Origin of the sequence: Pedobacter sp. R-06 (assembly GCF_049913135.1) — a bacterium.
Classification (GTDB): Bacteria; Bacteroidota; Bacteroidia; order Sphingobacteriales; family Sphingobacteriaceae; genus Pedobacter.
Genome location: NZ_CP183977.1, coordinates 6,646,996 through 6,662,511 on the forward strand (window position 1 = coordinate 6,646,996; position 15,516 = coordinate 6,662,511).

The 15,516-nt window shown below is 38.1% G+C and carries 18 protein-coding genes; 13 read left to right on the forward strand and 5 right to left on the reverse strand.

From position 1 onward, the window contains the following. Positions 1 to 302: 302 nt before the first annotated feature. From ACN9MR_RS27240 to ACN9MR_RS27265, 6 genes are all read left to right on the forward strand, one after another. Entirely contained in the window at positions 303 to 929 is a 627-nt protein-coding gene (locus ACN9MR_RS27240; RefSeq protein ID WP_426327561.1) for a DUF2306 domain-containing protein, read from the forward strand. A gap of 22 nt (positions 930 to 951) precedes the next feature. Next, entirely contained in the window at positions 952 to 1,836 is an 885-nt protein-coding gene (locus tag ACN9MR_RS27245; RefSeq protein ID WP_426327562.1) for a YARHG domain-containing protein, read from the forward strand. An 18-nt stretch (positions 1,837 to 1,854) separates the two neighbouring features. Further along, positions 1,855 to 2,289, forward strand: coding sequence for a YkvA family protein (locus ACN9MR_RS27250; protein WP_426327563.1), 435 nt, complete (start codon positions 1,855 to 1,857; stop codon positions 2,287 to 2,289). Continuing rightward, entirely contained in the window at positions 2,270 to 2,590 is a 321-nt protein-coding gene (locus ACN9MR_RS27255; RefSeq protein ID WP_426327564.1) for a DUF2752 domain-containing protein, read from the forward strand. Before ACN9MR_RS27250 ends, ACN9MR_RS27255 begins: the two co-directional genes overlap by 20 nt. Positions 2,591 to 2,598: 8 nt before the next feature. After that, positions 2,599 to 3,093 carry a CCC motif membrane protein gene (locus ACN9MR_RS27260; RefSeq protein WP_426327565.1) on the forward strand — a complete coding sequence of 165 codons (495 nt, stop codon included), beginning with the start codon at positions 2,599 to 2,601 and terminating at the stop codon, positions 3,091 to 3,093. A 97-nt stretch (positions 3,094 to 3,190) separates the two neighbouring features. Further along, complete coding sequence (locus ACN9MR_RS27265; RefSeq protein ID WP_426327566.1) at positions 3,191 to 3,601, forward strand: BrxA/BrxB family bacilliredoxin; 411 nt, start codon at positions 3,191 to 3,193, stop codon at positions 3,599 to 3,601. A gap of 387 nt (positions 3,602 to 3,988) precedes the next feature. On the opposite strand, the gene cdaA is transcribed toward ACN9MR_RS27265, so the two are convergent. Both cdaA and folP read right to left on the reverse strand, forming a co-directional pair. Beyond that, the gene (gene cdaA, locus ACN9MR_RS27270) at positions 3,989 to 4,780 is read right to left on the reverse strand and encodes a diadenylate cyclase CdaA (protein ID WP_131532925.1); all 792 of its coding nucleotides are present in this window, start codon (positions 4,778 to 4,780) and stop codon (positions 3,989 to 3,991) included. A 218-nt stretch (positions 4,781 to 4,998) separates the two neighbouring features. After that, the gene (gene folP / locus ACN9MR_RS27275; RefSeq protein ID WP_426327567.1) at positions 4,999 to 5,850 is read right to left on the reverse strand and encodes a dihydropteroate synthase; all 852 of its coding nucleotides are present in this window, start codon (positions 5,848 to 5,850) and stop codon (positions 4,999 to 5,001) included. A 99-nt stretch (positions 5,851 to 5,949) separates the two neighbouring features. Here folP and ACN9MR_RS27280 point away from each other — a divergent pair, with 99 nt between their 5' ends. The 5 genes from ACN9MR_RS27280 to ACN9MR_RS27300 are packed head-to-tail and all read left to right on the forward strand — an operon-like array spanning position 5,950 to position 9,712. Continuing rightward, positions 5,950 to 6,495, forward strand: a complete 546-nt coding sequence (locus ACN9MR_RS27280) for a DUF1599 domain-containing protein (RefSeq protein WP_426327568.1) — start codon at positions 5,950 to 5,952, stop codon at positions 6,493 to 6,495. A 36-nt stretch (positions 6,496 to 6,531) separates the two neighbouring features. Further along, entirely contained in the window at positions 6,532 to 7,683 is a 1,152-nt protein-coding gene (locus tag ACN9MR_RS27285) for a BT_3928 family protein (protein ID WP_426327569.1), read from the forward strand. Between the two features lie 2 nt (positions 7,684 to 7,685). Continuing rightward, complete coding sequence (locus ACN9MR_RS27290) at positions 7,686 to 8,741, forward strand: ABC transporter permease (RefSeq protein ID WP_426327570.1); 1,056 nt, start codon at positions 7,686 to 7,688, stop codon at positions 8,739 to 8,741. A gap of 3 nt (positions 8,742 to 8,744) precedes the next feature. Beyond that, positions 8,745 to 9,191: a DinB family protein gene (locus tag ACN9MR_RS27295; RefSeq protein WP_426327571.1), complete on the forward strand. Its 447-nt coding sequence runs from the start codon at positions 8,745 to 8,747 to the stop codon at positions 9,189 to 9,191. A gap of 20 nt (positions 9,192 to 9,211) precedes the next feature. Continuing rightward, positions 9,212 to 9,712 carry a shikimate kinase gene (locus tag ACN9MR_RS27300; RefSeq protein ID WP_426327572.1) on the forward strand — a complete coding sequence of 167 codons (501 nt, stop codon included), beginning with the start codon at positions 9,212 to 9,214 and terminating at the stop codon, positions 9,710 to 9,712. Positions 9,713 to 9,935: 223 nt separating this feature from the next. On the opposite strand, the gene crtD is transcribed toward ACN9MR_RS27300, so the two are convergent. The 3 genes from crtD to ACN9MR_RS27315 are packed head-to-tail and all read right to left on the reverse strand — an operon-like array spanning position 9,936 to position 13,634. Next, complete coding sequence (gene crtD / locus ACN9MR_RS27305; RefSeq protein ID WP_426327573.1) at positions 9,936 to 11,423, reverse strand: 1-hydroxycarotenoid 3,4-desaturase CrtD; 1,488 nt, start codon at positions 11,421 to 11,423, stop codon at positions 9,936 to 9,938. Positions 11,424 to 11,427: 4 nt separating this feature from the next. Continuing rightward, entirely contained in the window at positions 11,428 to 13,131 is a 1,704-nt protein-coding gene (locus tag ACN9MR_RS27310) for a M28 family peptidase (RefSeq protein ID WP_426327574.1), read from the reverse strand. Positions 13,132 to 13,175: 44 nt separating this feature from the next. Further along, positions 13,176 to 13,634, reverse strand: a complete 459-nt coding sequence (locus ACN9MR_RS27315) for a DoxX family protein (protein ID WP_057931136.1) — start codon at positions 13,632 to 13,634, stop codon at positions 13,176 to 13,178. 214 nt (positions 13,635 to 13,848) lie between these two features. Here ACN9MR_RS27315 and ACN9MR_RS27320 point away from each other — a divergent pair, with 214 nt between their 5' ends. Together ACN9MR_RS27320 and rlmD are read left to right on the forward strand one after the other, a co-directional pair. Next, the gene (locus ACN9MR_RS27320; RefSeq protein ID WP_029275619.1) at positions 13,849 to 13,959 is read left to right on the forward strand and encodes a hypothetical protein; all 111 of its coding nucleotides are present in this window, start codon (positions 13,849 to 13,851) and stop codon (positions 13,957 to 13,959) included. A gap of 141 nt (positions 13,960 to 14,100) precedes the next feature. Next, positions 14,101 to 15,513 (forward strand): 23S rRNA (uracil(1939)-C(5))-methyltransferase RlmD, encoded by a 1,413-nt coding sequence (rlmD, locus tag ACN9MR_RS27325; protein ID WP_426327575.1) that lies wholly within the window; start codon positions 14,101 to 14,103, stop codon positions 15,511 to 15,513. Positions 15,514 to 15,516 lie beyond the last annotated feature (3 nt).

The following is a 15,516-nucleotide window of genomic DNA, read 5'->3' on the forward strand; positions in this document are numbered from 1 at the left end:
AGGTGAATGGGCTCGAAGTATCGTCATTTGACCACAGTGTTCCAAAGGAACTCCTTCGGAGGAGAAATCTTTCAAAGTTGATTTCAATAATTTGGTACATAGATATCTCTATTTCGCTGTGCTACAGTCGAGATGACGACTATTCTATTGAAATCTGTCAATGTTAGCATGTTTAGAACCTTTAAGGCAATTTGCAAGCTCAGTTTGACATTTTTTTTATATTATTAATGTTACTCACAATGAAAAACATCCTCATCTTTTTTTATTCTTAGGATTATGAGTTACTCTTCAATAAAAAATAGATGAAAAGCTTTAGCTATAAACGTGTGGCCTGGCTATTGTTTTTTGCCTATTTCTTTATGTTAATGGTTCAGATTACTTTACGGTATATCCCGATGAGCAGTGAAGTTTCTTTTCTGCAGATCAAACAGACTGAAGTATCAGGAATCAAAGCCTATCTTCCCATATTTTACATCCATGTCTACAGTGCCATATTTGTACTACTGGCTGGTTTTACGCAGTTTAATCCTGAAATTTTAGCTAAATATCCCAAAATACATAAATGGTTGGGCTACTTGTATGCAGGCTTTGTATTGTTACTTGCCGCACCTTCAGGTATTTTTATAGGTTGGTTTGCAAATGGGGGATTAATGGCTAAAACCTCATTTATTATTTTAGGCATTTTGTGGTTCTGGTTTACCCTAAGGGCGATTCTGTTTATTTTAAAAAGAGAAATAATAGCCCATAAAAAGTTTATGTACCGTAATTTTGCTTTGGCAAGCTCTGCGATAACTTTAAGGCTATGGAAAGTTATTTTAGTATATTTATTTCATCCGGCCCCAATGGATGTTTACCAGATTATCGCCTGGTTAGGCTGGATACCCAATTTGTTAGTTGCCGAATGGCTGATTAAAAAGAAATTTATTTGACCTTAACATATATTATATACCGATGAAAAAAATCTTATTATTCGCGCTCATTCCCTTTTTGATGCTATCATGCAGAGACACCAAAAAAACAAAAAAAGAAAAAGTAACTGGCATTGCGCAGCAGGAAATCCACAAAGAACTTTATGGCTTTTGGGTAGGCGATTTTTATACAACAGATGAGTTGGAGTACGAAGGAGATATGTCTGATGCTGTTAAAAAACTGAATATCAACATAAAAAAAATAACTAAAGATACAGTAATTGCACAAAGTGTGGTTTCTGGCAACAGCCGCCCATTGTTGGGTAAAATATCAGAAGATGGTGGTAAAATCACCTTCGTTCTGGATGAACCCGGTACAGATAAATACGATGGGAAATTTGAAATTACCCTTGTTGGCGACACCTTAATTGGTAAATGGAACGCTTATAAAAAGGAACTGAAATGGCCTGGAAAAGAATTTAAGCTGTTAAAAAAAGCTTTTGAATATAATGCCAACCTTATGTTGCCAACGGAAATGGAATATGTAGATTGGAGCGATCACAAAATGGTAGAGCGGTTAGATACCCTTGAAGATGGAAGTATAGATTCGTTAGGGGCTAATACTTTTTACAGAAGCGCATCCGACCAAATTTTTAAATTAAATGCTTCAACTACTGCACTTAAAGAAGAAGATGTAAAGAATTTAAGAAAGCTTGATCTGCAGATTATAAAAAACACTATTTTCGCCAGACATGGTTATGCCTTTAAAAAACAGACTTTCAGAAATTTTTTCGATCCTGTAGAATGGTATGTTCCTATTAAAAACAATGTTGATAACGATTTAACAGCTATCGAGAACAAAAATATTAAGCTATTGGATCGCTTTACCAAGTATGCTGAAGACAATTACGATGCTTTTGGCCGTTAATTTGTAATACAATTAACTATGAAATTGAATAGGGAGAAAATACTGGGTTTCTTTAAAAAGTCGCAAAGCAAAGCTTCGGTAATCTTAAGTGATAAGACCAAAGCCAGCAATACGATTAAAGACGCATTGGGAAAGGCAGTAACCAATAAAGGTGATCTGGAAGGTGTTTGGGCTAAACTGGTGTTGTTGTTTGCCGTATCAAAAGATTATGTGAATGGTGATTATACGGAAATTCCGAAAAGATCGATCATTGCTATTTTGGGTGGCCTGGTATATTTCTTGTCTCCGATAGATGTTGTTCCGGATTTTGTACCAGTTTTAGGATTTGTTGATGATATTTACATCTTAAATCTGGTGTATAGGCAAGTGCTTAAAGACCTGGAAAAATATAAAGCTTGGAAAGATGCACAGATCAAATTTATTAGCGATATAGATGGCTCAACCGCAACATAGTTTTCTTGATTGGATAGGCGAGCATCTATTTACCTGTCCGTTTAGAGCTTATTTAGGATTCGATTGCCCGGGCTGTGGCTTACAGCGGTCGGTTTTGGCTTTATTTCGGGGTGATCTAATGGCTTCCATTAAGTTTTATCCTGCAACAATTCCACTCATTTTTGTGATGTTATTTACTATAGTTCATCTTAAGGTCGATTTTAAGTTTGGAGCGCAGCTGATAAAAATCGTATTTGCATGTGTTGCAGTAATTATTTTAATCAATTACATTTACAAAATATACACTCACCAGTTGATCTAAATATAACTATGTCAGAAGAACAGGAAACTCCCCAGGAAAATAAGCCGATTGATCTTTCAAAGAATCAAAATCCCGAACCAGCACCTTTTCAACCGCTTAATCAGGGACCTGTAACGCCACCACCTTTCCAACAACCACCGCCATTTCAGCAGCCACCACCATTTGGTCAGTTTGGAGGAGGTTTTGGTCAACAGAACTTGCCAAACGCTACAGCTTCTCTTGTGCTGGGTATTTTAGCTATTCCAGCCTGCTGTTTTTATGGCATATTTGGTCTGATATTCGGTATTATTGCCTGGATATTAGGAGCAGGTGACATGAAAAAGTATCAGCTTAATCCAGGATTATATACAGAATCATCCTATAAAAATGCAAAAGCCGGCAAAATTTGCGGAATGATTGCGACCATCCTAAGTGCACTATTTATCGTGATGGTTATTTTAATTATAGCCGGAGCGATCACTAATCCTCAGCTATTTGATGATTTTATCAAAGGGATGAAATAGGTCATTAATTTTACCTTAAAAATATAAATCGGATGGTGCATGCCATTCGATTTTCTTATTTTTGTAGCATTGAAATTGTAAATAAAAAACTAAGATAATGTATCCAGAATATTTAGTAGAACCCATGCGTAAGGAATTAACCAATGTGGGGTTTCAAGAATTAAAAAACGCAGACGACGTAGATCAAGCTATTAAGGGCGAAGGAACTGTGTTGGTAGTAGTAAATTCGGTTTGCGGTTGCGCAGCAGCAAATGCACGTCCGGCGGCCAGAGCAGCAGCAGCACACGAAAAACACCCTGATAAACTGGTTACCGTTTTTGCAGGAATGGAAAAAGAAGCGGTAGATCAGGCTAGAAATTACATGATGCCTTTTCCTCCATCTTCTCCGGCAATGGCGTTATTTAAAGATGGTAAATTGGTTCACATGATCGAGCGTCACCAGATTGAAGGCCGTCCGGCACAAATGATCGCTGATAACCTGATCGGTGCTTTTGAACAATACTGCTAAAGATTGATTACACAGATTGAAGGATTACACCGATAAAAGGTGATTTAAATGATAATGAAATGGTGAATGGAAACATTCACCATTTTTGCGTTTAAGAGTTTCGTTAATTTGTCATCCTGAATGCAATCATCTAGTCTTAGCGTCTCGCTAAGACTTTGGTTTTTTGTTACGGAAACTTGAAGAACATTAAATAAATTTAGAAGTCTTAGCGAGACGCTAAGACTAGAGAGTTCGTCATCTTGAGCGTAGTCGAAAGATCTTTATTGAATGGTGTTTGTTCCATTAATCGGAAGTTCAGCATTTCATAGGTGAGGGATCATTTGTTGCACTCAGTATAACAATTTTCCAAATCTGTGTAATCACCTAAAATCCCAAAATCTGTGATTACTAAAAATCTTTATTCAACAATTTCTCCAACTCCCCAAACGAAACATTCATCCTTACCCTACCTTGTTTGGCGTACGATATTTCTCCGGTTTCTTCTGATATAATTACGGCAACGGCATCGGTCGTTTCAGAAACACCAATACCTGCACGGTGCCTTAAGCCAAACTGTGAGGGTAACTGATCGTTATCCGTTAAAGGCAAAATACAACTTGCACTTTTAATTTTGTTTTCCGAAATCACCACTGCACCATCATGCAGCGGACTGTTTTTCTGAAAGATACTTTCCAGCAAACGTTTCGATATTTTGGCGTCAACAAGTTCACAGCTATTCGCGAAAAACTGTTCATCGTAAAATTTAACAAACACCATTAATGCTCCTGTACGCGTTTTCTTCATGCTTTTACAGGCGTCGATAATTGGTTTTATGCGGGTTAAATTATTCCTTTCAATTTCTTTTCTGCCAAATAAATATCCCCACCAGGCTTTATTCTTTTGTAAAAAAGCATTTTTTCCGATCAGTAAGAGAAAACGCCTGATCTCGGGGTGAAAAATTACAATCAATGCAATAATCCCTACGCTCATAAATTTCTCGATGATAGCCGTAAGCAGCTTCATGTGCAAGGCATCAACAATACGGTAGAATATAGCGATAATCAGCATCCCAACCAGCAGGTTGACGGCTAAGGTATTGCGGATTAGGGTATAAACGTAATAGATTAAAAGTGCCACAAGCACGATGTCTACCACGTCGGTAATGGTGAATTTTACGAAATCAAAATCTAATCCTTTCATCAATGGCAAGATAGCAAAACGGTTTTCAGTTTACAATACTAGGTTAACTGTTTAAATTGGTTATTAATGATCGTCACCCTGAATTTAGTTCAGGGTCTTTACTCGAAGATGCTGAAACAAGTTCAGCAGGACGAATCTAAGTGGAGGCGTCATCCTGAATTCACTTCAGGATCTAATAACAAATAATTATCCAATGGTGATTTTCTTATAGCAGCAGCTTAATTCAACATACCTACCAACCGCACACATTCCACCGCCTCCTTAACATCATGTACCCTTAAAATGCCGGCTCCTTTTTGTAGCGCAATGGTATTGAGTACCGAAGTTCCGTTCAGGGCCTCTGCTGCTGAAGTTCCGAGTGTTTTATAAATCATTCCTTTACGCGAGAAGCCCACTAAAATGGGAAGTTTGAAAATTTTAAAGGCCTCCAGCTGTTTAAGCAGTTCGTAATTATGCTCGATTGTTTTCCCGAATCCAAAACCAGGGTCAATAATTACATCGTGAACATGAAGCGCCTTAAGCGCTGCAACTTTTTTCGCCAGGTAATCAATTACTTCCAATAACACATTGCCATAAACAGGGTTTTGCTGCATATTTTGGGGTGTACCCTTCATGTGCATCATCATATAGGGTACCTGTAGTTTAGCCACGGTTTCGAACATCTGTTCGTCCATATCTCCAGCTGCAATATCATTAATGATGTGCGCGCCTGCAGAAATCGTTTCCTCTGCTACTTTTGCCCTGAAGGTATCGATAGAAATGACCGCTTCTGGAAATGCTTTTACTAAACTTTCTACCACAGGCACCAAACGGTCGACCTCTTCACTGGTAGAAATATCATTAGCCCCTGGCCTAGATGAGTATCCGCCGATATCAATAAATGTAGCACCCTCGTGTAGAAATTGGGTTGCTTTGGCTAAAGCTTCGTCTATTGATTTTGTGCGGCTATTACTATAAAAAGAATCGGGGGTGATATTTAAAATACCCATCACTTTTGGGCGGCTTAAATCAATAAGCTTACCTTTAATGTTTAAGCTTTGTTTGGGCTCAAAAAAGTTTTTTTCTGCCATAATAAACCCTTTCGGGATTTGGGTTTCGCTTTAAAAATGTATCTTTAGCTTTTGTTTTTTCAGGACAAAAATACACTAAAAACTAAATAATTATTGGCTTTGGCACAAACAAATACCTCTACCGAATTTGATGAAGTGATTGCAGTTTGCAGATCATTATTTTTAAAAAAAACTAAAGATTATGGCACTGCATGGCGGATTTTAAGACCAAGTTCGATAACCGATCAGATTTTTATCAAAGCACAACGCATTCGTACCCTCGAAGAAAAAAAAGTAAGTAAAGTAGGAGAGGGTGTGATATCTGAATACATCGGGATTGTAAACTATTGTATTATCGCTATGATACAGCTCGAACTGACCGAAAGCGACCCGAATGAGATGCCTTATGCCGAAGTTGAAAAACGGTTTGAAGAAAAGGTAACAGGAACCAAAGATTTAATGTTTGCCAAAAACCATGATTATGGCGAGGCCTGGCGCGATATGCGTATTAGCTCGTTAACCGATCTGATTTTGATGAAAATTTTTAGGGTTAAACAGATAGAAGATAATGAAGGGCAAACCCTGGCTTCGGAGGGGGTTAATGCGAATTATCAGGATATGTTGAACTATTCGGTTTTTGCACTGATCAAACTTGGCGTTAAGTAAATAACGTAATAGCCTTTAAAAAACAGATACATACAGATGCAAAACATACTTTTAAGATTCTCCAGGATTTTTGTCGGTGCTTTATTCATATTTTCAGGATTAATCAAAGCAAACGATCCACTTGGCTTTGGCTATAAACTACAGGAATATTTTGAAGTTTTTCACATGAATTTCCTTAGTGGAATGGCTACTGGTATTGCCATTTTACTTTGTACTTTAGAAATTGTTCTTGGTGCCTTATTGCTTTTGGGTTTCTGGAGTAAAAAGGTAGCTTGGGGTTTATTGCTTCTCATTATCTTTTTTACCCTGCTAACATTTATATCTGCAGCGTTCAAAGTAGTTACCAGCTGTGGCTGTTTTGGCGATGCTATTCCGCTTACCCCATGGCAGTCGTTCAGTAAAGATCTGATTCTTTTAGCGCTGATCATTGTTATTTTCTTAAACAAGAACCTGATCCAGCCTTTATTCAAAAAAGAAGCTACTCAAAGAAATATTGCGCTTGCAGTAACAGCCATATCTTTAGGTTTTGGACTGTACACTTACAATGTTTTGCCGATTATCGATTTTCTGCCCTATAAAGTTGGTGCACATATTCCATCATTAATGGTTATTCCTCCTGGAGAAAAACCAGATGAATTTGAGATCATGTATCACTTAAAAAACAAGAAAACCAATGAAGAGAAAGATATGAGCGATAAAGCCTATCTTAAAACTGAAATCTGGAAGGACAATAACTGGGAAATTATCGGCGAACCCACAAAAAAATTGGTTAAAAAAGGTTTCGAACCTAAAATCAAAGACCTGAATATTACAGATGCTTCGGGCACCGATTATACCAAGGAACTGATCGAAAACCCTTATTATAATTTGATCTTTGTAGCTTACGATCTTCATGCTACAAACGAGGCCGCTATTGGTAAACTAAACGCCTTGGCTTTAAACGCTACACAGCAGTTTAATATCCGTACGGTATTGCTTACGTCCAATTCGGCTCAGGATGCACAGGCCTTTATCAAAAAGAATAATCTGTTTTCGGAGGTTTTTTATGCCGATGCTGTACCTTTAAAAAGTATGGTTAGGGCAAATCCCGGTGTCTTATTGATGAAGAACGGAGTGGTAATCAATAAATGGCATTTTCACAACGTACCCACTTTCGACCAACTCAGTCGAAAATATTTCGATAAATAGATATGATCGGATACGCACTAAAAAAACTGATGTATGGACTGCTGGTAATGGGCGGTGTAATATTGGTTGTTTTTGTGCTGTTTAATATTTTGCCTGGCGACCCTGCACGGATGACGATGGGGCAAAGGGCCGATGTACAATCGCTCGAAGCCGTTCGTAAAGAATTTGGTTTAGACCGATCCAAACCTATTCAGTTCGTTTTATATATTAACGATTTATCGCCGATTAGCATTCTGGATAACGATAGTACCAATCAACAGAAATATCATTATGCGAAACTGATGACCTTTGAGAAAAAGGCGCTGGTGATAAAATGGCCTTATCTCCGCAGTTCTTACCAGACCAAACGCGATGTAACAGCTATCCTTTCAGAAACGGTACCGAATACTTTTATCCTGGCTTTAACAGCGATGATTTTTGCAACGATAATCGGTGTGTTTTTGGGTGTGCTTTCAGCAGTTTATAAAGATTCGTGGATTGATAAATCGGCCAACGCCTTTGCTATTTTAGGTATATCAGCTCCTTCTTTTTTTGCAGGAATTATTATTGCATGGTTATTCGGTTTTGTATTGAGCAATTATACAGGCCTAAAAATGAGCGGCAGCTTATATTCTTACGATCCCTTTAATGGTGAAGTATTAACCTTAAAAAACCTATGGCTACCGATGATTACCCTTGGGTTGAGGCCTTTGGCTATTATTGTACAGTTAACCAGAAGCGCAATGCTGGATGTTTTGGCGCAGGATTATATCAGGACTGCAAGGGCTAAAGGCTTAAGTAGAAATGCCATAATTTATAAACATGCGTTAAAAAATGCAATGAATCCGGTAATTACGGCTATTTCGGGATGGTTTGCCTCTTTATTGGCGGGTTCTTTTTTTGTAGAATATATTTTTGGATACAATGGATTGGGAAGAACAACGGTAACCGCATTGGAAATGTCTGATTTTCCTGTGGTGATGGGATCTATTCTTTTTATCGCTTTTGTATTTGTAGTCATCAATATTCTAGTTGATATTTTATATGCTTATGTTGACCCAAGAGTTAAATTAAATTAGGTTATGCACGAGGAAGAAATTATAAATTATACTGAGCTTGCCGATCAACGTATTATCGAAATATTTAAGCTCGCAACAATTGAAATGCCTGATGCAGAACGATTGTTCAGCCATGTACTTAATGCGCAGCATATATGGGCGCAACGGATTTCAGGCAAGAAACCACTTTATGGTGTTTGGGATATTCATCATAAGGAAAATTTTGAACCTATTGCGGCTGAAAATTTTAAGTTGATTAGAGCGGTATTGAAAGAGAGTGCTTTAGATAAAAAGATTTTGTACAGCAACATGCAAGGTGTTCAGTACGAAAACCGATTAGATGAAATTTTATTTCATTTATTTAATCATTCTACCTATCATCGCGGACAGGTTGTAACTTTATTGAAAAAAGAAGGTTTTACGCCACCTGTAACCGATTATATTATGTTAAAACGCGATCACTTACTTTAGGTCGGTTAAATAGAACACACATGAAAATTTTCCTTATCGGATATATGGGCTGCGGCAAAAGTACAAAAGCTAAACAGCTGGCACATCGTTTAGAATGCCCTGTGATTGATCTTGATGCCGAAATTGTTTCAAAAACAGGCAAAAGCATTGCCGAATATTTTGCCGAATTTGGAGAAAGTAGCTTTAGGGAGTATGAAAGCGAAATGCTTAAAACCTTCGATTATCCAGAAACCTGTGTGGTAGCCACTGGAGGCGGATTGCCATGTTTCTTCGATAACATGGAATGGATGAATGCGCATGGAGTAACGGTATACCTGCAAATGGAACCTGCAGCTCTTGTGTCGCGTTTACATAACCGACAAAAACGCCCCCTGATTAAAGATCTGGATGATGAGCAACTCCTAGTTTTTATAAAAGAGAAACTCCAGGAGCGCGATCCTTTTTATACCCAGGCTAAAATAATCGTAGATGCTTTTGATCTTGATGGCGAAAAGTTGGAAGAAGCGATTAACAGGAGCTGAGTTTGGAGGCTGGGGTTTGGATTCAATTCACCGATTAAATAATTCACAATCAAATATTCGGAAGTCTGTAATTCGAGGTCAGAAGCCAATAAACGGTTTGCCTGTAGTTTGATCATTAAGAAGTTAAGAAAAATTAAGGTTTAGCGATCGCTTTAACCAATTACTATTGTACTGATAAGCTATCAACCATAAGCCATTAAACTATTGACCAATGAACCATTGCCTAATGAACTACTAAATTAATTTCATCATCTATTATTTTAGCCGATAACAATGCAAGAGGAATTCCTCCGCCCGGATGCACACTGCCTCCACAGAAGTATAGATTTTTAACTTTCGAACTGAAATTGGAATGCCTTAAAAAGGCAGAAAACTGATTGTTGGAACTGTTACCATATAGAGAACCTTGATAAGAACCGGTTTTGCTTTCAATGCTTCTGGGATCTAAAATCTGCTCACAAATAATGTCTTTTTCAATATTTCTGTTTAACAAACGGCTGATCTTTTTGATAATATTTGTCTTGGCTTCTTTAATCAACACATCCCAGTTTTGACCGTTATTAGCCGGAACGTTTATCATTACAAACCAGTTTTCACTGTCTGCAGGTGCATCACCCCTGATATGTTTACTGCTGATGTTGATGTATACTGTCGGATCGTTGCTGATGGTTTTATCTTTCCATATGGCGTTAAACTCTTTATGGTAATCCTCAGCGAAAAAGATGTTGTGCAAGCCCATATTGCTGTAATTTCCATCCATGCCCCAGTAAAAAATCAAAGCAGAGCTACTGCGTTCCTGGCTTAATAACTTTTTAGGTTGAGCTATGCCTTTAAGCAGGTTTTTATAAGTAAACAAGATGTCTAAGTTCGAAACAACAACATCAGCCTTATAGGATTTATCGTTAACTTTTACGCCCTGTACTTTGGGTTTAGGCCCATTAGCATATATAATTTCTTCAGCTTTTTGGCTGTAATGAAATCTGATTCCTAACTCGTCAGCTAATTTTACTAAGGCAGTAACGATACTGTACATCCCGTTCTTTGGAAGAAAGGCTCCATAGTGGTACTCGAAATGTGGAATTATATTTAATGTGGCCGGTGCCTGATAGGGATCGGAACCATTATAGGTAGCGTAACGGTTAAAAAGTTGTGCTATTCTATCATCCTTAAAGAACGATCGGTTTGCTTTTGCCTGTGTTCTAAAAGCATCAATCTGGCCAAAGCGGAATATAGATTTTAAGGTGTCCCAGTGCAGATAGCTTTTAATTTTATGCAAACTTCTTTCCAAAAATACACGGTGGGTAACATCGTAAATGGTTTTGCTTTTGTTTAAATAGCGCTCAACCTCTTTCACCGTTGAATCTGTTTTTTCCTGTATTTCCTTTGCAAATTTATCCAGATCTGCGTTTGCATTTAATCTTAAACCATCTTCGTAAAAATAACGGCAAATTTCTTTTAGTTTGATGTATTCAAAATAATCTGTAGGGTTTTTACCCGCAAGTTTAAAAAGTTCATCTACATATTGTGGCATGGTGAAGAGGCTCGGTCCGGCATCAAACCTGAAACCGTTCATTTTTATTTCTGCCAGCTTACCGCCAGGTTTTGAATTAGCTTCAAAAACATCAACCTCATAACCCTTTACGGAAAGACGAATTGCCGATGCAATGCCCGCAATTCCGGCGCCGATAACTATTGCTTTTGGTTTAGGCATCAATCTATTTTAACCCCTCTAAATATACCTTCGTTTGTTTTTCGATCTCGTTGGTAGCAAACTTAATGGCCGAACCAACTCTGGTGGTTTCAGGTTTTACTGGCATTTCCTTAATCGTTGCCAGTGCATCTACATACCATTTGCACCAGACTTCAACAATGTGTTTTTCATCAGTAACCGCTTTTCCTTCGGCGATGGCTTTTTTGCTCAGTTCAAATTCAGTTTTTAAGCGGGTTAAAGCATCGGTTTTAACTTTCGAAACAGTGGCTATCGCAGTATTTTCGTCTGCAGAAATTAAAGTATAGGCTGCAGTTAAACCACTTATCCCAACATTTTTCATCTCGGTTGGCGATACTTTATCAATCCTGTCATTGTCCGTATGGTAAAACACATCGGTAAAGTGCCACATCAGTAATCCTGGGATTTTATTTTGTAAGAAAGGTGTGTGGTCGCTGCCACCTTCGAACGGATTGTAGTTAACCGTCCAGTTGGCAAATTTGCCCTGAGCCTTACAGATATCAAAGATGAAATCGTTAAAATAATGTGGAAAAAGATCTTTCTCAGCAACATCACCTGCGCCCCATTCGGTATGTTTATCCGCTCCCCTTGTCCAGATGGCCGATGGATCAGGCATTTTTTCAATCAGGAATGAGCCGCCGGTTTTTTTAGTGTCTTCGCCAACCATATCCAAACTCATTCCCCACATAATGCCTTTGGCCCGGGTGGTATCTTCGGTAATATATCTTCTTGTTGATACAATTTCATCGCCCCATAAAAAAGTAAGGGTACGCTTCGGGCTTATCTTTTTTGATTGATATAATGTTGCTGTTAATCTTGCCATTTCGGCTAATGTGCCAACGCCGCTTGCATTATCGTTTGCGCCGGGCTCCTGAACATGGGCACTGAACACAAAACGTTCATTAGGGTTTATACTTCCTTTAACATTTGCGATGATGGTTAATTCTTCTGATGGATAAATTTTAGTCTGAATATTCACCTTTAATTTGGTTTCGCCTTTTAAGCAGGCTGCTTTTAACTTTTCTTTGGCTGCGTAAGATAAAAGCAAAGTCCATACCTCACTATTGGCTTTCATGCTCCCAAACTGGATTGAAGTTTGGTGTACCTCTGGTTGGGTATACTTTGGCATTGAATAGCCCAACACGCCAATCGCTCCCGCTTTTGTGGCTATTTGAAGCAGCCGCGATGGGCTGCTCTCAGAAAATAGGATTTTCCCTTTCAGATCCATTTTTTCTATTTCGGCAGGCAATACCTTGGCAATGTAAACCACATTAGCTGTAACACCTCCTGTAATTGTTGATCCGCAATTGATTGGAATCATATTGCGGTTAGTTTTGTAAGAAATGAGCGGTTTTGTTTCCCCAACAATATCTATATTGGCGTCAACGGGCTCCCATGTGTTGTTTTTCATCGCTCTTTTTTCGATGCGATAAGTTAAAGGAGCTTCAAACTCATTCTGCTTCTGTTGTACAAAACCAGCCTTTTTAAGGATATTTTCTACATAATGGATACTGGCATTAAAGCCTGTATTGCCAGGTACACGGAAGTATTTTTCTACAAAAGCGGTAGTTTCGTAGGCGTTTTTGTCTATGAAACCAGCCCGCGTTAGCTTGAAATATTCATCTGTGGAATTTTGTGCATAACATCCTAATCCCGCAAAAAGCAGTGCAAAAAATATCTTCGTTTTCATGATCGCTAGTAAAAGCGAAAGATACTAAGAATATTTAATCTTGTCTAGGCGTACCGCTTGCCAGTTTTGCGTTTCAACCCTTCATCAACCGATAACGGGCCTGAACCTACTACCCAAAACATGATAAGCAGAAACAGTACCAATACCGAAAACCACAATTCCGAATTCGGTGTGGAGAAGCCCGGCGTAAGGTTAACAAAAAACACCGCAAACAATAAGATTGGAATCTGAATTACAACAGCAAAGCGGGTAACTAAACCTAAAGTAATTAAAACACCCCCAACTAAATGCGCAAATGCAACAACATGAATGGCGACACTGATAAGCATGCCCGAAAAACCAAATACGTTGTTTTGTGTAATCATGTTCTGAAGAACCGACGTGTCGCTAACAAAAGAAACACCTTTTCCAAAAATGATCAGGCCAAGTACGATCCTAAGATAATCTAGCCATTTTGAGTGATGAACATCTCCCCAATGTTCAATTTTACGGATAACGTTCATAATGAACCTCCATTTTTATGTGAATGATACTTTAAGTTACGGATTTTTATTTAGTTATCAAATAAGGGACTGAAAATCAATCGATCGCGATTGTGGTTGTTGTAAAAGAGCGGTTTAACCTTTTGATGTAAAATTAACATAAAATTAATTTATACCGTTTTAGTTTTTGGTATAAATTTAGTATTATTGCTTAAAATAGATAGGTTTTTTTATCATGAGCAAAGAAATATTAGAATTTTCTGTACTGGTGGATGAAAAATTTGACCTGAAATTTAATTGGTTAGATGGCTTTTGGGGCGCGGCATTTAAATTTTTTGGAAAATAATTTTGAAATCTAATTTTTCTTAACGAACAATCCTCGTTCGAACAAGACAGTATTGCCTAATCTTTCTTGATTAACCGGGTTTTAAACCCTCCACCTTTCTGCCTTCTACCTTTAACCTCTTTTTTCTATCTTTGCAAAATAATGAGTAGAAGAAAACCTGGTACGGTAACTATTGTTCCAAACGTACATATAATCGATATTGCTGAAGAGGGAAAAGGTGTTGGTAAGGCTGACGAATTGGTCATTTTTGTTGATAAGGCCGTTCCTGGTGATGTGGTAGATGTTCGGTTGACCAAAAAGAAAAAGAATTTTGCTGAAGCAATAATCGATCAGCTTCATGAGAAATCAGCATTGCGTACTGATCCTTTTTGCCCTCATTTCGGAACCTGTGGCGGTTGCAAATGGCAGCATATGGGTTACGATGCTCAATTAAAGTTTAAACAGAAAAATGTTGAGGCGGCTTTACAGCGTTTAGGTAAAATAGATACCTCAGGAACGGAACCGATTTTAGGCTCAGAAAAAAACAGATATTACCGAAATAAATTAGAATTTACTTTTTCAAACAAACGTTGGTTAGAAAAAACCGATGTAGAACGCGATGAAGATTTTGATATGAACGCACTGGGTTTTCACGTACCATTGCGTTTCGATAAAATTTTAGATATCGAGCATTGTTATCTACAGGATGAGCCTTCTAATTCGATTAGAAACGCTGTTCGTAAATATGCTTTAGAAAACGATCTTTCGTTTTACGACCTGCGTAACCATGAAGGCGTTTTGCGTAACCTGATTATCCGTACTTCTAGCACAGGAGAGGTGATGGTTGCGGTAGTATTTGCTTATCCCGAACAGGCACAGGTTGATGGTTTGATGGCTTTTCTTAAAAATGAGTTTCCACAGATTACCTCTTTGCTGTATATTGTTAACCAAAAAAAGAATGACACTATTTTCGATCAGGATGTAGTGATTTTCTCTGGCCGTGATCATATTTTCGAAGAAATGGATGGCATCCGTTTTAAAATTGGGGTGAAATCTTTTTATCAGACCAATTCTGAACAAGCCTTCGAACTATACAAAATTACCAGGGATTTTGCTGGATTTAAAGGCGATGAACTGGTTTATGATTTATATACTGGTGCCGGAACAATTGCAAATTTTATTGCAAAAAATGTGAAGCAGGTGGTAGGAGTAGAATATGTGCCAACCGCTATTGAAGATGCAAAGTTTAACTCAGCGTTAAATGGCATCGATAATACGATTTTCTATGCTGGAGATATGAAAGATATTCTTACTTCAGAATTTATCCTGGCGCATGGTAAACCAGATGTGGTCATTACCGATCCGCCGCGCGCTGGTATGCATGCAGATGTAGTACAGAGATTGCTTGAAATGGAGTCTGAAAAAATTGTTTATGTAAGCTGTAATGCAGCCACACAGGCAAGAGATTTAGAGTTACTGAAAGAGAAATACGAGGTGGTGCGCATTAAACCTGTGGACATGTTTCCGCACACGCAGCACGTAGAGAACGTAGTATTGTTAAGGTTGAAGGCGTAAGGC